The sequence below is a fragment of the Streptomyces aurantiogriseus genome, from assembly GCF_014649375.1.
Classification (GTDB): domain Bacteria; phylum Actinomycetota; class Actinomycetes; order Streptomycetales; family Streptomycetaceae; genus Streptomyces; species Streptomyces aurantiogriseus.
Genome location: NZ_BMSX01000011.1, coordinates 290,004 through 311,926 on the forward strand (window position 1 = coordinate 290,004; position 21,923 = coordinate 311,926).

17 protein-coding genes are annotated in these 21,923 nt (G+C 72.9%); 6 read left to right on the forward strand and 11 right to left on the reverse strand.

All coding sequences use genetic code 11. The features are described from left to right. The first annotated feature begins 170 nt into the window (after positions 1 to 170). From glgX to IE263_RS24100, 4 genes are read left to right on the forward strand one after another with little or no spacing between them, the layout of a single operon-like run. Positions 171 to 2,342 carry a glycogen debranching protein GlgX gene (glgX, locus tag IE263_RS24085; protein ID WP_189939812.1) on the forward strand — a complete coding sequence of 724 codons (2,172 nt, stop codon included), beginning with the start codon at positions 171 to 173 and terminating at the stop codon, positions 2,340 to 2,342. A gap of 6 nt (positions 2,343 to 2,348) precedes the next feature. Continuing rightward, complete coding sequence (treY, locus tag IE263_RS24090) at positions 2,349 to 4,694, forward strand: malto-oligosyltrehalose synthase (protein WP_189939813.1); 2,346 nt, start codon at positions 2,349 to 2,351, stop codon at positions 4,692 to 4,694. Positions 4,695 to 4,712: 18 nt separating this feature from the next. Continuing rightward, positions 4,713 to 5,357: a GNAT family N-acetyltransferase gene (locus IE263_RS24095; protein ID WP_189939814.1), complete on the forward strand. Its 645-nt coding sequence runs from the start codon at positions 4,713 to 4,715 to the stop codon at positions 5,355 to 5,357. A gap of 57 nt (positions 5,358 to 5,414) precedes the next feature. Beyond that, a complete protein-coding gene (locus IE263_RS24100; protein WP_189939815.1) occupies positions 5,415 to 6,662 on the forward strand; it encodes a M14 family zinc carboxypeptidase in 1,248 nt (415 codons plus the stop codon). A 120-nt stretch (positions 6,663 to 6,782) separates the two neighbouring features. Here the strand turns inward: IE263_RS24100 and IE263_RS24105 are convergent, their stop codons facing one another. The 3 genes from IE263_RS24105 to IE263_RS24115 form a co-directional block, all read right to left on the reverse strand. Beyond that, positions 6,783 to 7,235, reverse strand: a complete 453-nt coding sequence (locus tag IE263_RS24105) for an SSI family serine proteinase inhibitor (protein WP_189939816.1) — start codon at positions 7,233 to 7,235, stop codon at positions 6,783 to 6,785. Then, positions 7,232 to 8,551 carry a M14 family zinc carboxypeptidase gene (locus IE263_RS24110; RefSeq protein WP_189939817.1) on the reverse strand — a complete coding sequence of 440 codons (1,320 nt, stop codon included), beginning with the start codon at positions 8,549 to 8,551 and terminating at the stop codon, positions 7,232 to 7,234. Before IE263_RS24110 ends, IE263_RS24105 begins: the two co-directional genes overlap by 4 nt. Before the next feature lie 157 nt (positions 8,552 to 8,708). Beyond that, a complete protein-coding gene (locus IE263_RS24115; protein ID WP_189939818.1) occupies positions 8,709 to 9,260 on the reverse strand; it encodes an FHA domain-containing protein in 552 nt (183 codons plus the stop codon). Between the two features lie 186 nt (positions 9,261 to 9,446). Between IE263_RS24115 and treZ the strand changes: the two genes are divergently transcribed. Further along, positions 9,447 to 11,192 (forward strand): malto-oligosyltrehalose trehalohydrolase, encoded by a 1,746-nt coding sequence (gene treZ / locus IE263_RS24120; protein WP_189939819.1) that lies wholly within the window; start codon positions 9,447 to 9,449, stop codon positions 11,190 to 11,192. A gap of 4 nt (positions 11,193 to 11,196) precedes the next feature. On the opposite strand, the gene IE263_RS24125 is transcribed toward treZ, so the two are convergent. The 5 genes from IE263_RS24125 to IE263_RS24145 all read right to left on the reverse strand — a co-directional run bounded on the left by IE263_RS24125 (position 11,197) and on the right by IE263_RS24145 (position 15,875). Beyond that, positions 11,197 to 11,562 carry a hypothetical protein gene (locus tag IE263_RS24125; RefSeq protein ID WP_189939820.1) on the reverse strand — a complete coding sequence of 122 codons (366 nt, stop codon included), beginning with the start codon at positions 11,560 to 11,562 and terminating at the stop codon, positions 11,197 to 11,199. Between the two features lie 53 nt (positions 11,563 to 11,615). After that, positions 11,616 to 12,593, reverse strand: coding sequence for an aminoglycoside phosphotransferase family protein (locus tag IE263_RS24130; protein ID WP_189939869.1), 978 nt, complete (start codon positions 12,591 to 12,593; stop codon positions 11,616 to 11,618). 50 nt (positions 12,594 to 12,643) lie between these two features. Next, complete coding sequence (locus IE263_RS24135; protein ID WP_189939821.1) at positions 12,644 to 13,771, reverse strand: aminopeptidase P family protein; 1,128 nt, start codon at positions 13,769 to 13,771, stop codon at positions 12,644 to 12,646. Positions 13,772 to 14,231: 460 nt separating this feature from the next. After that, on the reverse strand, positions 14,232 to 14,831 hold the full coding sequence (locus IE263_RS24140; RefSeq protein WP_189939822.1) for a PDZ domain-containing protein: 600 nt from the start codon (positions 14,829 to 14,831) through the stop codon (positions 14,232 to 14,234). Positions 14,832 to 15,008: 177 nt separating this feature from the next. Beyond that, a complete protein-coding gene (locus IE263_RS24145) occupies positions 15,009 to 15,875 on the reverse strand; it encodes a LysR family transcriptional regulator (protein ID WP_189939823.1) in 867 nt (288 codons plus the stop codon). A gap of 86 nt (positions 15,876 to 15,961) precedes the next feature. Here IE263_RS24145 and IE263_RS24150 point away from each other — a divergent pair, with 86 nt between their 5' ends. Then, a complete protein-coding gene (locus IE263_RS24150; RefSeq protein ID WP_189939824.1) occupies positions 15,962 to 16,699 on the forward strand; it encodes a CTP synthase C-terminal region-related (seleno)protein in 738 nt (245 codons plus the stop codon). 4 nt (positions 16,700 to 16,703) lie between these two features. Here the strand turns inward: IE263_RS24150 and cyc2 are convergent, their stop codons facing one another. From cyc2 to IE263_RS24165, 3 genes are all read right to left on the reverse strand, one after another. Further along, on the reverse strand, positions 16,704 to 18,866 hold the full coding sequence (cyc2, locus tag IE263_RS24155) for a germacradienol/geosmin synthase Cyc2 (protein ID WP_189939825.1): 2,163 nt from the start codon (positions 18,864 to 18,866) through the stop codon (positions 16,704 to 16,706). 247 nt (positions 18,867 to 19,113) lie between these two features. After that, positions 19,114 to 21,510 carry a caspase, EACC1-associated type gene (locus tag IE263_RS24160; RefSeq protein WP_189939826.1) on the reverse strand — a complete coding sequence of 799 codons (2,397 nt, stop codon included), beginning with the start codon at positions 21,508 to 21,510 and terminating at the stop codon, positions 19,114 to 19,116. After that, positions 21,507 to 21,845 (reverse strand): effector-associated constant component EACC1, encoded by a 339-nt coding sequence (locus IE263_RS24165; protein ID WP_189939827.1) that lies wholly within the window; start codon positions 21,843 to 21,845, stop codon positions 21,507 to 21,509. The genes IE263_RS24160 and IE263_RS24165 overlap by 4 nt, the downstream gene beginning before the upstream one ends. Positions 21,846 to 21,923: the final 78 nt, after the last annotated feature.

A 21,923-nucleotide genomic window follows, 5' to 3' on the forward strand; every position in this document is an offset into this window, starting at 1 on the left:
GTGCCCCGGGAGTACGTGATTGCCCCATTGATTCGGCACCCGCCGTCGGCCGGCGTGTGCACCGGTCGATGGGTAAGAGGGGCGTAAGTCACAGGTGGTTCCCTCACTTTCCGGGAGACTCGATGCCAAGGCACCCCCAGCGGGGCGGCACACCTGAAAGAGTCGTATCCATGCAGGTCTGGCCTGGAGAGGCATACCCCCTCGGCGCCACGTACGACGGCGCCGGTACGAACTTCGCGGTCTTCACCGAGGCCGCGGACCGAGTAGAGCTGTGTCTGCTGCACGACGACGGCTCGGAGACGGCGGTGGAACTGCGGGAGAGCGACGCGTTCGTGCGGCACGCGTACGTGCCGGGCATCATGCCGGGGCAGCGCTACGGCTTCCGCGTGCACGGCCCGTACGACCCCGGGCGCGGACTGCGCTGCAACTCGGCGAAGCTGCTGCTCGACCCGTACGCGAAGGCGATCAGCGGCTCGATCCGCTGGGGCGAGGAGGTGTACGGCTACCACTTCGGCGCCCCCGACCGGCGCAACGACCTGGACTCGGCGCCGCACACGATGACGTCGGTCGTGGTCAACCCGTACTTCGACTGGGGCGACGACCGGCCCCCGCGCACCGAGTACCACCACACCGTGATCTACGAGGCCCATGTGAAGGGCCTGACGATGCGCCATCCGGGGCTGCCGGAGGAACTGCGGGGCACCTACGCGGCGCTCGCGCACCCGGCGATCGTCGAGCACCTCACCGAGCTGGGCGTCACGGCCCTGGAGCTGATGCCCGTACACCAGTTCGTCAACGACCACCGTCTGGTCGACATGGGCCTGAACAACTACTGGGGCTACAACACCATCGGCTTCTTCGCCCCGCACAACGCCTACGCCTCCTGGGGCGACCGCGGGCAGCAGGTGCTGGAGTTCAAGTCGGCGGTGCGGGCGTTGCACGAGGCGGGGATCGAGGTCATCCTCGACGTGGTCTACAACCACACCGCCGAGGGCAACCACCTGGGCCCGACGCTGTCCTTCCGGGGCCTGGACAACCCGTCGTACTACCGCCTGACCGACGACCCCCGCTACTACATGGACACCACGGGCACCGGGAACTCGCTGCTCATGCGGTCCCCGCACGTGCTCCAGCTGATCATGGACTCGCTGCGGTACTGGGTCACCGAGATGCACGTCGACGGGTTCCGCTTCGACCTCGCGGCGACGCTGGCCCGCCAGTTCCACGAGGTGGACCGGCTGTCGTCCTTCTTCGACCTGGTGCAGCAGGACCCGGTCGTCTCCCAGGTGAAGCTGATCGCCGAGCCGTGGGACGTGGGCGAGGGCGGCTACCAGGTGGGGAACTTCCCGCCGTTGTGGACCGAGTGGAACGGCAAGTACCGCGACACCGTGCGGGACCTGTGGCGGGGCGAGCCGCGCACGCTCGCGGAGTTCGCCTCCCGGCTGACCGGCTCGTCCGACCTCTACCAGGACGACGGCCGCCGCCCACTGGCCTCGATCAACTTCGTGACCTGCCACGACGGCTTCACCCTGCACGACCTGGTGTCCTACAACCACAAGCACAACGAAGCCAACGGCGAGGACAACCGGGACGGCGAGAGCCACAACCGCTCCTGGAACTGCGGTGTGGAGGGCGAGACCGACGACCCGGCGGTGCTGGAGCTGCGCGCCCGGCAGATGCGGAACTTCATCGCCACGCTGATGCTGTCCCAGGGCGTGCCGATGATCAGCCACGGCGACGAGACGGCGCGCACCCAGCGCGGTAACAACAACGCCTACTGCCAGGACAGCGAGCTGTCGTGGGTGGCGTGGCCCGACTCCGAGGAGGACGGCGGCGAGCTGCTCGCCTTCACGCGCGCGATCGTGCGGCTGCGCAAGGAACACCCGGTCTTCCGCCGCCGCCGCTTCTTCCACGGGCGGCCCGTGGAGGGCACCCACGACGACCTGTCGGACATCGCCTGGTTCACGCCCGAGGGCAAGGAGATGGCCCAGCGCGACTGGACCTCGGCGCAGGCGTCGGCGCTGACGGTGTTCCTCAACGGCAACGCGATCTCCGAGCCCGGCGCGCGCGGTGAGCGGATCACCGACGACTCCTTCCTGCTGATGTTCAACGCCTCGCCGCGGACCCTGGAGTTCGTGGTGCCGGTCAACCACGGGCGGCAGTGGCAGGTGGTCGTGGACACCGCGCACCCGGAGCCGGTGACGCGGGGAGCGGACGCGAAGGTGACGGCCGGGGACCGGCTGACGCTGGTGGACCGGAGCATGACGGTGCTGCAGCGGCCGGCCGAGTCCCGTCCACCTGGCGGGTGGGATGACACGAAAGGGGGCAGGGCGGGTACGTAGGTCTCCATGACCCCTGAGCGCCCCGCCCCCGTCGTGCCCACGGCCACCTACCGGCTCCAGCTGCAGCCCGGGTTCCCGTTCGCGGCCGCGGCGGCGGCCGTGCCGTACCTGGCCTCGCTCGGTGTGTCGCATCTGCATCTGTCGCCCGTCCTGGAGGCCGTGCCGGGCTCGCTGCACGGGTACGACGTGGTGGACCACGCGCGCGTGCGTGAGGAACTGGGCGGCGAGGAGGGGCTGCGGGCGCTGGCGCGCACCGCGCGGGAGCACGGACTCGGGCTGGTCGCGGACATCGTGCCGAACCACATGGCCGTGGTCCCGCGCCACAACCGCGCCCTGTGGGAGGTCCTGCGGGAGGGCCCGAAGTCGCCGTACGCGCGCTGGTTCGACATCGACTGGGAGACGCAGGGCGGCCAGGTGCTGCTGCCGGTGCTCGGCGGGCCGCTGGGCGATTTGATGGACGAGCTGCGCGTCGACGGTGAGGTCCTGCGCTACCACGACCATGTCTTCCCGCTGCGCGAGGGCACCGAGGACCTGCCGTTGCCGCAGTTGCTGGACGCGCAGTGGTACCGGCCGGTGTGGTGGCGGCTGGCCCGCACCGAGCTGAACTACCGGCGGTTCTTCAGTATCTCGGAGCTGATCGGGGTGCGCGTGGAGGACCCGGAGGTCTTCGAGGCCACGCACGCGAAGATCTTCCAGCTGCTGCACGAGGGGGTGCTCGACGGGCTGCGCGTCGACCACCCCGACGGGCTCGCCGACCCCGACACGTATCTGGCGCGGCTGTACGAGGCGAGCGGGGGCCGCTGGACGGTCGTCGAGAAGATCCTCGCCGACGGGGAGCCCCTGCCGGACTCCTGGCCGGTCGCCGGCACCACCGGTTACGACGCCCTCCGGCACGTCGACGGCCTCTTCACGGACCCCGCGGGCGCCGGGGAACTCCTGGAGCTCTACCGGCACTTCGCGGCCCCGCAGACGGACCGGGGCGGGGACTGGGCGGCGACCGTACGGCGGGCGGCGTACGCGGTGCTCTCGCACGAGCTGGCCGCCGAGGTGGACCGACTGACCCGGACGGCGACCCGCGTGTGCGCCACCTCCCCGGACCCCGCGCTGCGCGACCGGGCGCCCTGGGCGCTGCGCACGGCCCTGGAGGAGCTGCTCGTGCGCATGGAGGTCTACCGGCCGTACACCTCGGGCGACCCGGCCGCCGTCGTCACCGAGGAGGCCGCCGAGGAGGCGCGGCTCGCCTTCGTCGTGCCCGAGGAGGCGGGGGCGGTCGACGTGGTGCGCGCTCTGGTGCTGGGGCAGGGCACGGGGCCGGCCGCCGTGGAGTTCCGGTCGCGGTTCGCGCAGACGGCGTCCGCCCTGCGGGCCAAGTCGGTGGAGGACACGGCGTTCTACCGGTACGTGCCGCTGCTGTCGGCGAACGAGGTGGGGGGCGATCCGGGCCGGCAGGGTGTGTCGCCGGCCGGCTTCCACGCCTACTGCGCGCGCGTGCAGCGCGACTGGCCGGTCACCGGGACGGTCGTGTCGACGCACGACACCAAGCGCAGCGCCGACGTGCGGGCCGCGCTGGCGGTGCTCTCCGAGTGCCCGGAGCGCTGGGCGGAGGTCCTGGAGCAGGTGACGCGGGCCGAGGAGGCCGTGCCGGACGGGCAGACGGCGTGGGCGGCCTGGCAGACGGTGTTCGGACTCGGACCGGCGTCCCCGGAGCGCGTCCAGGAGGCGTTGCTCAAGCATGTGCGCGAGGCGGGCCTGTACACGAGCTGGACGGAGCAGGAGCCGCCGTACGAGGAGGCGGTGGCGGCGTTCGTCGCGGCCGGGCCGTGCGGGCCGCCGGGCGAGCGGGTGGCCGCGCTGCGGGCCGCGCTGGAGCCGCACGTCCGGGCCAACATGCTGGGCACGGCACTGGTGCACCTGACGATGCCGGGGGTGCCGGACGTCTACCAGGGCACGGAGAGCGAGTACCGGGCGCTGGTGGACCCGGACAACCGGCGTCCCGTGCCTCTCCCGCCGGAGGATTCCGGCGACAAGGGGGAGGTGACGGCGGCGGCGCTGCGGCTGCGCCGGCGGCGGCCGGAGGTCTTCGGGGAGTCGGCGACGTACGAGCCGCTGGCCGTCGAGGGGCCGGCCGCGGACCACTGTCTGGCGTTCGCGCGCTCCGGTGAGGTCGTCACCGCCGTGACGCGGCTGTCGCTGCGGCTGGCGGAGGCGGGCGGCTGGCGGGAGACGCGGCTGGCGTTGCCGCCGGGGCGGTGGGCCGACGTCCTGGAGCGCGGGCGGGAGTTCACGGGGCACGCGCGCGTGGAAGAGTTGTTCGCGCGGCGGCCGGTGGCTCTGCTGGAGCGGACGGGCTGAGGACGGCGGGAGGCACGCATGGCGGAGTACACGGCGAGACCCCTGTCCGGGGACACCTGGGCGGACTTCGCGCGGCTGGTCGAGCGGCACGGCGGTGTGTTCGGTGGCTGCTGGTGCATGGCCTTCCACGCCGAGGGCGTCGGGCGCTCGAAGACGCCGGCACAGAACCGCGCCGAGAAGGAGTCCCACGTCCGGGAGGGCCGGGCGCACGCCACGCTCGTGTACGACGGTGCGGAGTGTGTGGGCTGGTGTCAGTTCGGTCCGGTCGCCGAGCTGCCGCGCATCAAGCACCGGCGGGCCTACGAGGCCGGGCTCGGCGAGGAGGGCGCAGGGGGCGGTGGGGCCGGGCTGCCGGACTGGCGGATCACCTGCTTCTTCGTCGACCGCGCGTACCGGCGTCGCGGTGTCGCGTCCGCCGGACTCGACGGCGCGCTGCGCGAGATCGCCCGGCTCGGCGGCGGGACGGTGGAGAGCTACCCGGAGGACGTGGCCGGCCGGTCGGTGTCCGCGTCGTTCCTGCACAACGGCACCGTGGCGCTGTTCGAGAGCCGGGGGTTCACCCGGAGCCGGTCCCTGGGCAAGCACCACTGGGTGGTGGCGCGGACGGTGTCCGCCGTGGATGCGTCCGGGCGCCCCCGGGAAGCTCCCCCACCGCGTCCTTGACACCGCGTGGCGTCCGTGGGGTACTGCGGATGCGAGGGCCGGGCGGACGTGACGGGGGTGAGTCTCCTGCCGGAGTTGCGCTACCCCACGGTGACCGAACTGACTTTCTCCGCCCAGGCGTTGGCCGCGCTCCGACCCGGTCTGTGCGTGTTGCGACAGGTGGGCCTCTCCCGCGCCGGGCGGCCCCTGCACCTGCTGTCCGTGGGGCACGCCCGGCGGGCCGTGCTGGTGGTCGCCGGGGCCCACGCGAACGAGCCGACCGGCGGACCGACGCTTCTCGCCCTGGCCGAACGGGTGGTGCACGAGCGGGAGTTGCGGGACGGCACGTCCTGGCACTTCCTGTTGTGCGCGGACCCCGACGGGGCGAGCCTGCACGTGACCCCGGCGCCGCGCAGTCTGCTCGAGTACCACCTGGGCTTCTTCCGGCCCGCGGGCCCGGAGCAGCCCGAGTGGTCGCCCGCCGTCCTCCCGCCCGACCGGCTGCCGCCCGAGACGCGCGCGCTGACCCAGGTCATCGACGAGCTGCGGCCCTACCTCCAGGTGACGCTGCACGGCACCGATCTGGGCGGCAGCTGGGTGCAGTTGACGAAGGACATCCCGGGTCTCGCCGAACCGTTCGCGAAGTCCGCGGCGCAGTTGCACATCCCGGTGGAGACGGGCGCCTCCGACGCGGCGGGCTGGCCGACGTCCGGGCCCGGCGTGCACGTGATGCCGGGGCCGGGGGCGGGGGTGGCGTACCCGAGCATGCCGGACGACGCACGGCACAGCACCTGGTACCACGCCCATCGCTACGGCGGCCTGACCGCGGTCGTGGAGGTGCCGATGTGGGCGAGCGACCTGGTGGACGACCCCGCCCCGCACCCCGCCCCGGCCGCGGCGATCCGGCGCCTCGCGGTCCGGCTGCTGCGCGACACCCGGGAGGTGGAGCGGGTCCTCACGGAGGCGCTGCCGCGCCTGGAGGGCGTGGACGGCCCGCTGCTGAGAGCGGCCCGCTGGGCACTGGAGCTGGTGCCGGGCCTGGCCGCGGACTGGACCCACACCCCGCCGGCCGGCACGACGATGGCGTACGTCGGCAGCGTCGACGCCTTCGCCCGCCGGCTGCCGCTGCGGGCGGCGGCGATGCTGCGGCGGGTCCTCCAGGAGCAGGAGGACGACGCGGCCCCCCGGCTGGGGCGCCTGGTGGAAACCTGGAGCGAGGCCTTCGCCGAACGCTTCCGTGCCCGCTGGGTGCCCTTGGAGCACCAGGTGGAGCACCAGTCCCGCACGGTCGTCGCGGCGGCGCTGCACGCGCGCGAGGGGACGTAGGGCTCGAAGGGCTCGGTGGTCTCAGAGAGCCCGGTGGGCCAGAGAGCTCGGAGGGACACGGCGGCTTCGGGCACGCGCGGCTTCGGGCACGCGCGTGTGCCCGAAGCCGCGTCGCGGTTCTCACAACCCCGGCAGGTCGGGCAGCTCCGACGGCTGCGCGTCGTCGAGGGCGAACACCGCGCCCGTCTCCGCGCCCATCACACAGCGGTTGGCGAAGGTCTTCTCGTACTCGACCGGGTGGCCGTTCCACTGGCCGCGCGCGTGCGCGGTCACCGGGGCGTAGACGAGGCTGCAGATGGTGTCCTTCCGCGCGGGTACGGCGCGCAGGTCGCCGTCCGCCGCCGCCAGCTCCGCGCAGGCCTCGGTGGCGCGGGAGTGGCCGTGGGGCGGATCGCACAGGAGCAGGGTGCCGCGGCTGTCGCTGACGCGGGAGTCGCCCTCGGTGACGGTGAGCCGGAGCCAGTTGCCGGTGTCGCCGGGCGCCGAGGCCTGGGCGGGGGTGACGGCGGTGAGGACGAGGGCGGCCGTGGCCGGCAGGGCGGCCAGAAGGCTGTGTGTGGGGAAGTGTTTCATTCCCGGTGCATCGGCACGGCGGCCTGCGTTCCCCAGTCCGGCTCACCCGATCGTGCGGGGGCGGAGGTCTGCCGTTCGGCGAGTTCGAACGCGGCGAGCACGATCCTCGCCTGGTACTCCACCTGGCGGGCCACGGGGATCCAGCGCGCCCCGCAGTCCTCGTAGTCGGCGCACCACGCGTCGATGAGCCCGTCCAGCTCCGGCAGCACCCCGGCCGGCTCGGGCCCGGCGCCGGTGACGAGCTGGTGCAGCAGGCCAGCCGTCCGTACGGCGATACGGCGGCCGGCGATGCGCAGGGCGGCCAGATGGGCGGTACTGAGCGGCGGGAGCGGGTGGGTGGGGTCGCCGGCGTCGGGGTCCCAGGCGTCGGCGAGGCCGGGGCAGACGAGTAGGTAGTCGTCGATCGGTGCGAGCAGGCGTGCCGCGTCGGGGGCGTCGGCCAGACGGGGCCGCACGCGCGCGAGGACGCGTTCCAGGACCCGGGTGTCGTGGCGCAGGCTCCGGCTCACGGTGCGCAGCACGGCGTCCCGGTCGGCGGGCGGGGAGTCGTCCTCGACGGCGGCGACGCCCCACATGGGTGCCTCGACGACCGCGGTGAACGTGCCGTGCCGGTGCGGGTGGTACCAGGTCGACTCGACGGCGGCTTCGGTGATGGCGGCGGCCAGGTCGCGGGGGCGCGGGGGCGGGATCCGGTAGACGGCGGGACCCAGGCCGGGCCAGTACAGGGTGTCGTAGGGGCCGAGTTCGCGGGGGATGCCCAATCCCGCGGCGGTCCGGGCCACGGCCTCGGGGAGTCCGGGCAGGTCACGGGTGAGTTCCACGAAGCCGCCGCCGACGTCGACGCCGTGCAGCGAGCACTGGAAGAAAGGTTTCAGTTCATCCTGGAGGCCGAGCAGCGCCCGTGTCTCCGGCAGCGTGGCGGCCGCCGCCCCCTCGGGCAGCCACTCGGGCTGTTCGCGGAAGCCTGGGCGGAAGAACCGCCGGAAGTAGCGGCCGAGGGTGTACGGGCCGGACAGCCAGCCCTCGTTGCGGCGCAGCCCGTCGGGGTCGAGGCACAGCAGCAGGTTCCAGGTGGCGTCGGCGCCCTCCGTGAGCCGCGGGTCGGCGAGGACGCGTTCGGCCAGCCACAGGACGGTGGCGCCGCCCACGGGCTCGTTGGCGTGCGGTCCGGCGACGACGAGGGCCTGGCGGGCGCCGTGGCCGACGGAGAGCAGCCACAGGGGCGTGCCCGCGCGGGAGACCCCGACCTGGCGCAGCCGGGCGTCCCCGGGCCTGCGGGCGACGAGCGCGGCCGCGCGGGCCGCGAGTTCGTCCACGGTCGGGTAGCGCAGGAGTGGCGGCAGGACACACCTCCGCGTCGGAGCGCCGTCGGTTCATCAGGTGTACGCGGTGTACGCACAGTGAGTCATGGCACGGGAGGTACGTCAACACCGCGTTGGGCGGCCCGATTTGCGGCCGGTTCAGTTCGCCGGTTCAGTTCGCCGAGAGGCGGAAGGCCATCCGTCCGAAGGCGACCTGGTCGCCCTCGCGGACGACGGCCGCGCCGATGACGCGGCGTCCGTTGACAGTCGTGCCGTTGGTCGAGCCGAGGTCGCGCAGGACCCACATGCCGCCCTGGCGGCTGAGTTCGGCGTGCACGCGCGAGACGCTCTCGTGGGTCAGCCGGAGGCCGCTCGCGGGGTCGCGGCCTATGCGCAGGGCCTGTTCGGTACCGGGGTGCGGCAGCAGCAGCTTGGGCAGCCGCTCGGCCTGCCAGGCCCGGCGCAGCCGGACGGTGAAGCCGGAGACCGCCTCGACGCTGCCGAAGACGATGCGCGAGAAGCGGCTCTCCTTGGGCAGGTCGGCGGTGAGGGCGACGAGTTCGTCGGAGCGGCGGGCGGCGAGCGCCAGCTCCATGCGCCGGATGAACGTGTCGTGCGACAGGCGGCCCATGGCGACGCCGTCACGGAGCACCTTCAGCACCCTGTCGCGCTCCGCGTCGGACAATCGCGCGGGGTACGTGTTGAACTCGAAAGACGACGTCACGCACGTGATTGTCGGTCAGTGAACCCCGGGTGTCCAGAAAACGGGAAAACGGCGACCCCACGCGCGTGCCCGAGGACGTCCGCCACGACACCCGCCGCGAACGGGGTGTTCCCGCAGCGGATCGATCTCGTTTGGAGCACGATGGGACGGGCTACATCCCGGTGAGCAGACGAAGGGGAACCGTCCGTGCAGTTCGAGGTGTGGGCACCGCAGGCCGATCGTGTGACGCTCCAGTGCGACGGCGTCAGGCGCGCGTTGGAGCGTGATCCGGGGCGGGCGGGATGGTGGACCGGCGAGGCGGAGGCCGCGGACGGCTCGCGGTACGGCTTCGCGGTGGACGACGGCCCGGTCCTGCCCGACCCGCGCTCGCGCCGTCAGCCGGACGGACCGGACGGTCTGAGCGCGGTCGTCGACCAGGACCGGTACACGTGGCGTGCGCAGTGGTCCGGGCGCCCGCTGCAGGGCGCGGCCCTGTACGAGCTGCACGTCGGCACGTACACGTCCGAGGGCACGCTGGACTCGGCCGCCGAACGGCTCGGGCACCTCGCCGAACTCGGCATCACCCACGTCCAGTTGATGCCCCTATGCCCCTTCCCCGGCCGGCACGGCTGGGGCTACGAGGGCGTCTCCCTGTGGGCCGTGCACGAGCCGTACGGCGGGCCCGAGGCGCTGAAGCGGTTCGTCGACCGGGCCCACGAGCTGGGTCTCGGCGTCGTCCTGGACGTGGTGCACAACCACCTGGGCCCGTCCGGCAACCACCTGCCCGCCTTCGGGCCGTACTTCACGGACACGCACCACACGCCGTGGGGTTCCGCCGTCAACCTGGACGCGCCCGGCTCGGACGAGGTGCGGGCGTATCTGGTGGGCAGCGCGCTGGCCTGGCTGCGCGACTACCGGCTGGACGGGCTGCGCCTGGACGCGGTGCACGCGCTGGCCGACACACGCGCGTACCCCTTCCTGGAGGAGCTGTCGGCGGCCGTGGACGACCTCGCCGACGAGACGGGCCGGCCGCTGTTCCTGATCGCCGAGTCCGATCTGAACGACCCGCGGCTGATCACCTCCCGACGGGAGGGCGGCCTGGGCCTGCACGCGCAGTGGAACGACGACTTCCACCACGCCCTGCACACCGCCCTCACCGGCGAGTCCCAGGGCTACTACGCCGACTTCGCGCGCGACCCGTTCGCCGCGCTCACCAAGACCCTCACCGGCGGTTACTTCCACGACGGCACGTACTCCAGCTTCCGGGGCCGCCACCACGGGCGCCCGCTGGACCGCACCAGGCTGCCCGCGCACCGGCTCCTCGGCTACAGCCAGACCCACGACCAGGTCGGCAACCGCGCCCAGGGCGACCGCCTCGCGGCCGCCCTCTCCCCCGGCCTGCTGGCCTGCGCGGCCACCCTGACGCTGACCGCCCCGTTCACGCCGATGCTGTTCATGGGCGAGGAGTGGGCCGCGGGCACCCCCTGGCAGTTCTTCACCGACCACACCGACCCCGAGCTCGCGGAGGCCGTGCGCCGGGGCAGGCGACGGGAGTTCGCGGCGCACGGCTGGGCCGAGGAGGACGTGCCCGACCCGCAGGACCCGGCGACGCGGGAGCGCTCCTGCCTGGACTGGTCCGAGCCGGATCGTGAGCCCCACGCGCGCGTGCTGGCCTGGTACCGCAGCCTGATCGCCCTGCGGCACGCCCAGGCCGACCTCACCGACCCCGACCTCGCCGACCTCAAGGTCGCCCACGACACGCAGGCCCGCTGGCTGGCCTTCCGCCGCGGAGACGTCCGCGTGGCCGTGAACCTCGGCAAGGAGCCGGCCGCGATCCCCCTGGGCACCCGCCCGGCACGCGTCCTCGCGGCGTGGGAACCGGTGGAGGCACCGGGGCCCGACGGGCTGCTGCATGTCCCCGGGGAGTCGTGTGTGGTGCTGGAGCAGGAGTGACGCCTCAGCCGCCGAGGAGCCGCCTCAGCCGTCCCTTCCACAGCTGGTTGTCCCTGTCGATCAGGAAGCTCGCGGTCTGTACGGGGTCGCAAGCTGACCGGCCCTCCTGGTGCAGGCTCCAGTAGCGAGCCACCCTGCGTGCCAGATCCTCCCGGTCGGCCCGGTCGGTCCGCGTCAGCACGACGGGGCCCCGCCAGGCCTCCGGGGTGGTCAGGGCCACCACGCCCCCGTCGGGGGTGTAGGCCGCCGGGTACTCCCCCTCGTCGATGTCGATCGCCTCGAGCCAGTTCGCGGCGTGGACGAACGACTCGAAGACGAGTAGGTCGTCCGTCCGGTCGAAGACGAGCACCGTGTCGGGAGGAAGATCCATGACCGGCACTCTGACAGCCGCCCCCGCCCTGCCACCACCGAAATGGACCGCGCCTACGGCTCCTCGTCCGCCCCGTCGTCGTCCTCCCGGAACTCCGTCACCCGTTCCAGCAGGATCGCTTCCCAGGCGTGACGGAGTTGGGTGCGGAGGAGGGGCAGGAGGGCGGTGCGGGGGGTGGGGAGGTGTTCGGCGAGGTGGATGACGGTGTCGCAGCGGGCGAGCCAGAGGCCGCGCAGGCAGGGGCGGGCGCCGTAGCCGGCGAGGGTGGCGGCGCGGACGGCGGCGCCGGAGCCCACGGCGAGCGCGAGGCCGGCGATGTCCTCGGCGGGGTCGCCGAGGACCGCCCGGCTCCAGTCGAGGACGCCGCGCACCCGGCCGTCGGGGCTGACCACGAGGTGCTCGCCCCGCAGGGCGTGGTGGACGAGGACGGCGGTGGCGGGCTGGGCGGCGAGCTGGGCCGCGCCGGGCGGGGTGAGCTGCTGGAGGCGGGCCGGGTCGAACTCGTCGGCGCGGGCCAGCCGTGCGGCGGCGGCCACGGCCCTGCGGCGCAGCGTCTCCAGGGAGCGGGGCGCGGTGCGGGACACGCCGAGCGCCTCGGCCTGGCGGGGCGGCACCTCGCGCAGCCCGCCGAGCAGTCCGGCCAGGTCGGCCTCGCCGACGGCGGACACGTCGTGCTCCTCGCCGGTGCCTCCGGGCACCCTGGTGTCCAGGGTGTAGGTCAGTCCCGGGGCCCATTCGCCGTGGGCGACGCTCGTCGGCACCGCGACCGGGACGTGCGGGCGGACGAGGTCGCGCAGCCGCAGTTCGCGACGTTGCCGGGCGGCCGCGTCGCGGTCGGGGGCGAGCCGCAGGACGTGGCGGCTGCCGACCCACCAGGTGCACTGCTCGCCGCTCTCGCGGACGGGCCGTACGTCGAGTCCGGCGGCCCCGCCCGCGCCGTTCCTGCCCTTGGTGCCCTCCTCGCCCTCCTTCAGGAGCGCACGGACCAGTCGGCGGACGGTGTCCGCGGTGGGGGTGGGTGCCTGGGTCATGGTCGCGCCGTTGCCGTCGGGGGTGGGTGCCGGGGACTCCACGGAATGCCTCACTCCACTATGACCATCTCGCGGGTGGTGTCGTTGAGGCGGCGGCCGCCGTCCTCGGTCACCGTGACGATGTCCTCGATGCGGACCCCGAAGCGGCCGGGCAGGTAGACCCCGGGCTCCACCGAGAAGCACATGCCGGGCACGAGGGGCTGCTCCTCGCCCTCGATCATGTACGGCGGCTCGTGGGTGGTGACGCCGATGCCGTGACCGGTGCGGTGGATGAAGTGCTCGCCGTAGCCGGCGTCGGCGATGACCGCGCGGGCGGCGCGGTCGACCTCCTGGCAGGCGACGCCGGGCCGCACCGCCCGGAAGCCGGCCTCCTGGGCCTCGCGTACCAGGTCGTGGACGCGGCGCTCCTCGTCGGTGGGTTCGCCGACGTGGACGGTGCGGGAGGTGTCGGAGCCGTAGCCGTCCTTCAGGCCGCCGAAGTCGAGGACGACCATGTCGCCGCGCCGGATGACGCGGTCGCCGACCTCGTGGTGCGGGTTGGCGCCGTTCGGTCCCGAGGCGACGATGGTGAAGTCGACCTGGGAGTGCCCGAAGCGCCGCAGCAGTTCGGCGAGGTCGGCGCCGACGTCGGACTCCTTGCGGCCGGCGAAGGGAACCTTCCGGATCTCCTCGAACGTTGCGTCGGCGGCCGCTCCCGCGGCCGCCATCAGTTCCAGTTCCGCCGCGTCCTTGACGGCCCGCAGCATCGGCAGGGCCTCGGTGAGGGAGGCGTAGGAGCTGTCGGGCAGGGCCTTCTGCAGGCCCAGCAGGTGCATCGCCCAGGCGTTGTCGCTGACGCCGAAGCGTCCGCGTGCGTCGAGGAGCGCGGCGGTGACGGCGTAGGGGTCCTTGCCGTCGGTCCAGTCCCGCAGGGTGAGCACCGGGGCGCCGGCCGCCTTCGCGGCGTCGGGGGCCTCCAGGGTGGGGACGACGAGGACGGGATCCCGGCCGGGGGCGAGGACGAGCAGGGTGAGCCGTTCGGTGACGGCCGTGGGCGCGTAGCCGGTGAGCCAGACGAGGTCCGGGCCGGGCGCCACCAGAAGCCCGGCCAGCCCCGCGTCGCCGGCCGCGTGTGCGGCCCGCTCCATACGGGCCCGGTAGTCGTCGGCGGTGAAGGGCGCGGGCGTGCTGCCGGTCATCCGGGCCTCCCTGACGGGCTTGTGCGGGACGTGGTGGCTACGGGCAGCATCCTGCCCGGACAGCGTGGGCGGCGCGAGCCGATTGCGTGGCTTTCACGCGGAACAGCGGAACAGGCGGAACAGCGGAACAGGGGAAGGGGCGGGCCTCGGGGGGAGGTGAGGACGTCCGGCTCCCGGGACTCGGCCAATGGCTGCACATCGTCATCCCCTTAGGCCTGACGTCTGGACGCAGACACCGCATCAGTCGGGCGGGCGCCCGGCGAAGGTGGTGGCGACGAGCGTGTGGGCATGGCCCGTGATGATCCCGGCGATCTCCGGGCGGCGCTCCAGCAGGGCGGTCAGCCCGCGGGGCCGCCCAGCCCGCAGGAGTCGGGCAGGGGGTCGTGCAGGACCCCCGGCGGATGAGGGAGGGCGAGCACCGCGGGAACATCCCGTCCAGTCCGCCAGGCGGTCCGGCCCGTCACGTGACGACGCCGGGGACCACCACCAACTGCTGGTAGCCACCGCTTCGGTGACGCACCGTCAGCATCACTTCCCGCCCCGGACGCGCCTCGTCGACCGCTCGCACGAGGTCGTCGGCCGAGTCGATGCGTGTCTCGCCGAACATCAGCAGGACGTCACCACGGACCAGCCCGGCCGTGTAGCCGGGGCCGGGCACATGGACGGCGACGATCTTCGCGCCCGACTTCTCCGCGTCCACGATTTCCACGCCCAGGCTGGCGTCGGCGCGGTCCGGCGACGGGGGGGCCGCCCCGGTCGGCACGGACGGGCCCGGACCGGCCGGGGCGGACGTGGTACCCAGCGCTCCTGGCACCCCCCGGCCCGTCTGACGTTGCAGTTCGGCCAGTTTGCTCATGCCGATCACGGTGGCCCCGACGGTGCCGAGGCCGATCCCGGACAGAACCAGGACCAGGCCGACGAACAGGCCGAAGAGCAGGGTCGTCAGCCGCCGGCCGCGACGGCGCGCGGCGTGCGGGCGTCGGCCCGGGCGGCCCGGGCGGGTGCCGCCGCCGGGCTCCTGCCCGGGCATCGGCTTGGGACGCAACGCAGTCTGTTTCATGGATCGCCTCCGGCTGGGGTCTACCCGGCGCCCCGGAGCCGCACGAGCCACGAACGAGTGAGACTGACGGAGGGTCAGAAGCGGTAGTCCCCGCCGGCCCGCCGAACCCCCTCGACGTGCCCGCGCCCCTCACTCCCGTACGGACAGCGCCCCTCACTCCCGTACCGACAGCGCCCCTCACTCCCGCACGGACAGCGCCTCCGCCAACGCCCGAGCCGCCCCCGTCGGCGTCCCCGCGTGCACGAGCTGCACCCGGTGGACGAGCCGCGGCTTCTCGAGCGGGACGGCTGCCGTGCCCGGTACGCCCGTGGCCGCCGAGCGGGGCAGGAGGGTCAGGCCGTGGCCCGCCGCGGCGAGAGCGGTGAGGACGCGGACGTCGGTGCCGTCGTAGCGGAGGGCGGTGCGGAAGCCGTGGCCGCCGTTCGCGGCGCGCAGGTGGGACAGGGGCAGGCCCGTGTCGGGGGCGTCGATCCAGCGGGCGTCGGCGAGGTCGCCGAGGCGCAGGCCGGGGCGCCGGGCGAGGGGGTGGGCGGTGGGCAGCAGGACGCAGACGGGTTCCTCGCCGACGCCGTACGTGGTCAGCGGGGCCACGTCGGGGAGGCGGAGCGGGTCGCTGGGGGCGGCGAGGCCGTCGACGAGGCCCAGGTCGGCCGTGCCCGTGGCGACGGCGGCGGGGACCTCGTCGCGGGCGAGCACGCGCAGGGTCACGCCGGCGGGTGGCAGCGCGGCGAGGGCCGTGGGAGTGAGGGCGGTCGGTGAGGTGGCCAGCGTGAGGCCGTGGGCGGGGGCGGCGGCCATGCGGGCGACGTCCGCGCGGGCCGCGTCCAGGCGCAGCAGCAGCGGGCCCGCGTGTTCGAGGAGTCGCTCGCCGGCCGCCGTCGGGGCGACGGGGCGGCGGGTGAGCAGCGGCGCGCCGAGGTCCTGTTCGAGGGCGGCGATGTGCTGGGACACGGCCGACTGGGTGTAGCCGAGGGCGCGCGCGGCTTCGGAGAAGGAGGCGAGGCGGGCCACCGTGACGTAGGTGCGCAGGAGGTGCGGGTCCATGCGCCCAGGGTCGCATCAGTTCTGCTTATGGAGAGAGCAGAAATCATCGTTGGACGTGAAGTGGGGCGCGCTCCGAGGATGAGGGCATGACCGACAGCGCAGCTCAGATCGCCAAGGTCGCCCTCGTCGGCGACCACTCCCCCAACGTCGTCTCCCACACCCGCATCCCGCTCCTGCTGGACGCCCTCGCCTCCCGGGACCGGCTGGTCCTCGACGCGTACTGGGTCCCCTCGCAGGACGCCGAGGCCGAGGACGCCGTACGCGGCTTCGACGCGGTGTGGGTGGTGCCGGGCAGCCCGTACCGCAGCGAGGCGGGCGTCCTGTCCGCGATCCGCACCGCACGCGAGGAGGGCATCCCCTTCCTCGGCACCTGCGGCGGCTTCCAGCACGCGCTGCTGGAGTTCGCCCGGAACGTCTGCGGCCTGACGCACGTGGCGCACGCCGAGAACGACCCGGACGCCGACGACTTCCTCCTCGAACCGCTGGCCTGCTCCCTCGCCGGCCACGAGGACACCGTCCTGCTGGAGCCGGGCTCGCTCGCCCACGCCCTGCTCGGCGCGGACCGCACTGTCGAGCGCTACTCCTGCCACTACGGCCTGTCCAGCCACGCCGACACCCTCCGCGCCCACGGCCTGCGCTTCTCCGGGTGGGACGCGACGGGTGCGGTGCGTATGGCGGAACTCCCCGGCCACCCCTTCTTCCTGACCTCCCTCTTCCAGCCGGAGCTGTCCGGCGACGGCTCGCAGCCGCACCCGATGGTCCGGGGGCTGGCGCGAGCCGCGGTCGAGCACTCCGCGCAGAGGTCGGTCAGCCGGCCCGTGTGAGACGTCAGCCGACCGGCAGGGCGGGGGCGGCCGGCGGGCGGTCCGGAAGGAAGCCGTGGGCCCGGCGGGCCAGGTAGGCGGCCTTGTAACGGTCGACCTCGCGGTGCCAGTTCAGGATGCCCGCCAGCCAGTTCCGCAGGTCGGTGACGTATCCGCGCATGGCCTCGCGGGCCTCGGCGGACAGGTCGAAGTCGTCGTACAGAACGGGCAGTTCGTGGGCGATGACGTGCTCGAACTGCCGCATGCGCTGGGTCATCAGGTCATGGACGATGCCGAGTGCGGTCGGGTAGTCGCAGCCGAAGAAGTTCTGTACGACGAGGATCGCGTTGTGGATCTCGCCCTCGTACTCGATCTCCTTCTGGTACGAGAAGACGTCGTTGATCAGGCAGGCGTAGTCGATGGCCGCGTTCTCCAGGGAGCGGACGGGGCCGCTGCGGTAGATCTCCGGCGGAACGGCGGGGCCGTGGCCCATGCGGCACAGGCTCAGGGTGAGGTCGGAGCCGAAGGTGGCGCGCCGCATCTCCAGGTAGTCGACGGGATCGGGGACGCGGTTCTGGAGCTGGTTGGACAACTCCCACACCCAGCTCTCGGTCATCGCGTCGACCGCCTCGCGCAGGGTGCGCCGCTGGTCGGGGGTCATCCCGGTGGTGGTCCGCGCCCACAGGTCGAGCAGCGACCGTTCCATGGCGTTCACCGGGACGATGGTGTCCTCGCCGTCGACGGGCATACAGGCCGACAGGCGGGCGGTGGTGGACCTGGCCGCGGCCAGGTCGCGGCGGTGGCCGTACACGAGTGGGTAGTAGTCGTCGCCGTAGGTGCCGAACGCCAGCCACGCGGCGCTGAGGTCGAGGGCCTCGGGTGTGGCGTCGGGATCCAGGCCGGCCGAGCACAGCGCCAGGTCGCACGAGTCGAGCTTGTCCTCGTCCCAGACGCCTTCGGACAGCATGCCCATGCGGCGCGTCCACTCGACGAGGGTGTGGCGGGCCCGGTCCAGGTGCGGGCTCAGCTCCACCTGGAAGGGCATGTGGAAGTCGGGCAGCAGGGACGGCCCGACCTTCTCGTACGGCATGTGCGTGTAGGCGCGCAGACGTTTCGCGGCGGCCGAGGCGAGGAGGGCGCCGATGTCGGAGGCGGAGGTGCCGGGGCCGGTGAGCTTCTGCCAGGGCGCGGTGGAGGTCGCGCCCTCGTTCATGTACCGGCTGGAGCGCATGTGCCACTCGTGACCACCGGACTGCCAGTCCTGAAGTCCCTTGGTGTACGCGGCGACGGCGGCGACCTCGTCGGGCCGCAGGCCCTTGTCCAGGGCGAGCGCGGGCACTTCGGTGAGGGCGGTGTGCTCGAACTGGTGGAGGCGGGAGGTGAGGATGTCGTTGACGGTGTCGGCCGCTTCCTGGGTGGTGCAGCCGAAGAACTTCTCGAGCACCAGGACGCCGTTGCTGAGCTCTCCCTCGTCCTCGACCTCGCGCTGGTAGGAGAACAGGTCGTTGCGCAGGTGCACGCCGTCGGAGAAGGTCTCCATCAGCACCCTGAGCGGCCTCGACTCCGCGACGGACGCCGGGACTTCGGCGGTCGCGTACTCCACCAGCCCGGCCGACCAGGGGGCGCCGCCCACCTTGCGGCGCATCTCGATGTACTCGACGGGGTTGGCGATCCGCCCCTCGTTGATGTTGGACAGCTCCCACATCGACTCGTTGAGCAGGTGCTCGGTGGCGACGGCGAACCGGCGCCGCCACTCCTGCGACATCGCCGGCACCGTACGCGCCCACAGGTCGGCGAGACCCGCCTCGACCGGATTGCACGGTTCGGGCAGGGGAGTCGAGAGGTCCAGCGGCATGAACAGCGGGAGCCGGTCCAGGTGCGCCTTGCCCGCGGCGCGGTCCGGGGTCCGCTTGAACATGTCGAGGAAGTGGTCGTCGAAGAAGAACACCCACACGTACCAGTCGGTGATCAGTGACAGGGCGGGGCCGTCGCAGTCGGGGTGGGTGTAGGCGCAGAGCAGGCCGTAGTCGTGCGCCTCCAGGTCGGCCTGCTCCCAGATCCCGGATCCCTCCAGCATGCCCATCGCCCGCGCCCATTCGGTCGAGTGGGCCCGGGCCTCGTCGACATGCGGGTTCAGCCGCGCGGGATACGGCATGTAGAAGTGCGGGAGTTCGAACGGCTGCGTCATGGCCGGGCCCTACCCGCGCCCACCAACGGCCATCCACGGGGCGGCACATGATCACACCATCGCGTGAACCGGGCGAAACGCCTTGCATCGTAAGCAAATTGTCCGCTTCTGGCTGCCGTGGAGCACCGGTCGAGCGCGTCCGCCGGCGTCTTGGGGAGACGACCGTGCACCTCGACGGCGGGGCGTGAGGACAGCCGGGGGTGGCCGCTCCGGTGAGCGGGGACGACGGGGTCGCACAGTGGCAGGGTCAGCGCACTGGCCGACTCAGTCGCGCGAGGCCCTCGGACGCGCGGCTCGCCGCCTCCGCGTTCCCGAGGGCCGCCACCTTGGAGTACCAGTCACGTGCCGCGTCCGCGTTGCCCTGGCGTTCCTCGATCAGACCGAGGTTGTGCATGGCCCAGGGCGCCGCGTCGGCCCTCTTCGTGACGGATCTGGCGTACCGGTCGCGGAGAGGGCCCGTGATGGTGCCGTCGCTCGGCAGGAGATCGAGGATGTACACGTTCCATGCGGTGTAGAGGCGTTCGGTCTCGATCGCCCGGTGGTAGCAGTCGGCCGCGGCCTTCCAGGCCCCCTGCCGCTCCTCGAGGATGCCCAGATGCACCATGGCGCGGGCGGCCGTTGCCGTGTCCTTCTGGGCCGCCGCCTTGGTGAACCACGCGCGTGCCGCGTCCAGGTCGCCCTGCCGCTCCTCGAAAAGGCCAAGGTCCAGCATGGCCCGGGGCGCCACCACCGCATCGGTGTCAGCGGCTCGGCGGTACCAGCGCCGGGCTGTTTCCACGTTCCCCTCCTCCGCTTCCAGGGAGGCCAGACCGTGCATGGCCCAGGGGCTGTTCAGCCGGCGCCCGGCGATGACCTCGCTGTACCAGGCCCGCACGCGACGCGTGTCCCGCAGGCGTCTGTGGAGGAACCACACGAACGCGGCCAGTACCCCTGTGACGGCGTACTGGAACACACTCGCGATCGGGAGGCTCAGGCCCGCGACAAAGGTGGCGCCCCCGATCACGCCCAGGTAGTGGTTCGGATGTGTCAGCACGATCCTGTGGGCGGCGTGGACGCCGTAGGCGAACAGCAGGGTTGCTCCGCCGAACAGGACGACCGTACGGGGCACACCGTGGACGTTGCGGTCGACAGTCGACAGGGTGGTCGACAATGCCAGGAGGACGGCGTAGGTGCGAACGAACTCCGCACGGATGGACTTGGGTGAGTGGAAGGCGTGTCTGCGCAGCAGTGGGCGCCATGTCGTGCGGTCGAGGGAGGATGTCCTCAGCACCTCGTCGATGGAGCGGCGCTGCCGCCGACTCCAGTTCTCGGACCCCCGGAGCAGCAACTCGACGTCGCCGTCGCGCCCTTGGTCGACCAGTACCGAGAAGAGGCCGACCAGGTCACTCCTCCCGCCTGCCGCGCCGCCGATCAGGGCGGAGGCCTGCGCGCGCAGGCCGCGGGCCCGGAGAGTGCGCGTCAGTTCGACCAGACGATCGATCGGTGACCACTGGCTGAGGTGCCGTATCAGAGTGTCCGCGTCGTCGGCCGGGAGCCCGGCGATCAGGTCCGCGACGTCGGGGACGGCGAGACCAGCTGCCTCCGTGAGGACGATGGACGTGTACCGGGCGGCGTGCCGCTCGTCCTTGTGCAGGCCTGCGACCAGGGAGACGATCTCGCGAACCGGCCGGTCCCGGGCCGCCTTCTCCAGGAAGTCCCGGACCTCGTAGCTCATTCCTGCCTTGGGAAGCAGGCAGGCCAGCTCGGCCACCTCGGCTGCCGGTCCCCGTGCGGCCGTGGCCAGTCGCGCGGACCGGTCCGCCCGGGCCGACTCGATCAGGGTCCGCAGGACCACCGCCGTCGCGCCGGCCGTCAGCGGCGGTGCCGGCGTGTCGGCGGTCGGGGCTTCGACGTCGGCGACGAAGGCACGGTTGTGGAAGGCGACACGGCCGGCGGTGTTGTGGACGCGGCGCTGGGGCTCGGGCCGCCGCTTGGCTCGCAGGCGCGCGTCCACGTGCTGGAAGAGGGTGTCGAGATCGAGGTAACGGTCTCCGCCGGGAAGGCCGTCGGAGAGCAGTCGGAGGAGTTCGGCGGTGAACGCCGTGTAGGGCTCGCCGGGGACGGAGATGGCCTTCTTGGTGCTGCCGGCTGCGGCCATCAGGTAGGTGCCCTCCGTGAAACCGCCCGCCTCCTCGACCACCCTGGTGGACGGATCACCCGAGGCCATCCCCAGAGCATGTCCGCTGAAGCAGCAGTCGAGGACGACGATGCGGCGCCGTGCTCGCGTCGCGACCAGTTGCTCACGGACGCTCTCGTACGAGACGCAGGTGTAGGAGAGGTTCGGCTCGGAGTCCCGCAGGGACAGGTGAAGCGCGGGCGCCATGGGCATGGTCAGCCCATGGCCCGCGTAGTACACCAGCAGGGTGTCGGTGGCCTCGGCGGCCGCCTGGGCGATGGGGTGGACCAGTTCCCTGGGGGTGGTCGGGTTCGTGACCACGACACAGTTCTGTGCGGGGAGCCCCCACACGTCCGGGGCGCACAACAGGTCGGCAAGTGCCTTGAGGTTGGCGGCGACGGCGGGCAGTCCGTCCAGGTTCGGGCTGGTGTACTCGCTGGTCCCGATCAGGACCGCCCGGGACGTGGACGGGTCGGGAAGCGCGCTCACTCGTCGAGCGCCCTGAGGAGTCGGGCGACGGCCTCGGGGTCGCTGTCGTCGAGGGTGATCCGGACGCCGTCGCGTTCGATCGTGACGGAGGTGGGCCTCGGACGGGTGCCCCGCCAGGCGACGTAGGCGAGCCCGAGGCTCGAGATCTGGAAGCCGCTGTCGATCACGAGTTTGACCACGTCGAACGCACCCCCCATCTCACCCTCACCGGGCGGCGGAGCCTCCCACGAGATCAGCGCCCTATGGCGGATGTCCGGCTCCTCGCACAACCACTGGGCGAACGACCGGAGTTCCTCCTCCGAGCCGTCCACCCGCACCCGGACCACCTGGGACATGCACGCACCCCTTCCCCCCGGTCGGCCGATGGCAGCATAGGGCGCCACGCCCCGGTTCCGGCCGGTTTACGACAAGGT

Excerpts from the sequence above, each read along its gene's own strand:
- IE263_RS24145 (WP_189939823.1), bottom strand. The coding sequence starts at position 15,875 with ATGGACCCGCACCTCCTGCGCACCTACGTCACGGTGGCCCGCCTCGCC.
- IE263_RS24165 (WP_189939827.1), bottom strand. The coding sequence starts at position 21,845 with ATGTCCCAGGTGGTCCGGGTGCGGGTGGACGGCTCGGAGGAGGAACTC.
- glgX (WP_189939812.1), top strand. The coding sequence starts at position 171 with ATGCAGGTCTGGCCTGGAGAGGCATACCCCCTCGGCGCCACGTACGAC.
- IE263_RS24135 (WP_189939821.1), bottom strand. The coding sequence starts at position 13,771 with ATGACCGGCAGCACGCCCGCGCCCTTCACCGCCGACGACTACCGGGCC.
- treY (WP_189939813.1), top strand. The coding sequence starts at position 2,349 with ATGACCCCTGAGCGCCCCGCCCCCGTCGTGCCCACGGCCACCTACCGG.
- IE263_RS24095 (WP_189939814.1), top strand. The coding sequence starts at position 4,713 with ATGGCGGAGTACACGGCGAGACCCCTGTCCGGGGACACCTGGGCGGAC.
- IE263_RS24130 (WP_189939869.1), bottom strand. The coding sequence starts at position 12,593 with ATGACCCAGGCACCCACCCCCACCGCGGACACCGTCCGCCGACTGGTC.
- cyc2 (WP_189939825.1), bottom strand. The coding sequence starts at position 18,866 with ATGACGCAGCCGTTCGAACTCCCGCACTTCTACATGCCGTATCCCGCG.
- IE263_RS24140 (WP_189939822.1), bottom strand. The coding sequence starts at position 14,831 with ATGAAACAGACTGCGTTGCGTCCCAAGCCGATGCCCGGGCAGGAGCCC.
- IE263_RS24125 (WP_189939820.1), bottom strand. The coding sequence starts at position 11,562 with ATGGATCTTCCTCCCGACACGGTGCTCGTCTTCGACCGGACGGACGAC.
- IE263_RS24150 (WP_189939824.1), top strand. The coding sequence starts at position 15,962 with ATGACCGACAGCGCAGCTCAGATCGCCAAGGTCGCCCTCGTCGGCGAC.
- IE263_RS24105 (WP_189939816.1), bottom strand. The coding sequence starts at position 7,235 with ATGAAACACTTCCCCACACACAGCCTTCTGGCCGCCCTGCCGGCCACG.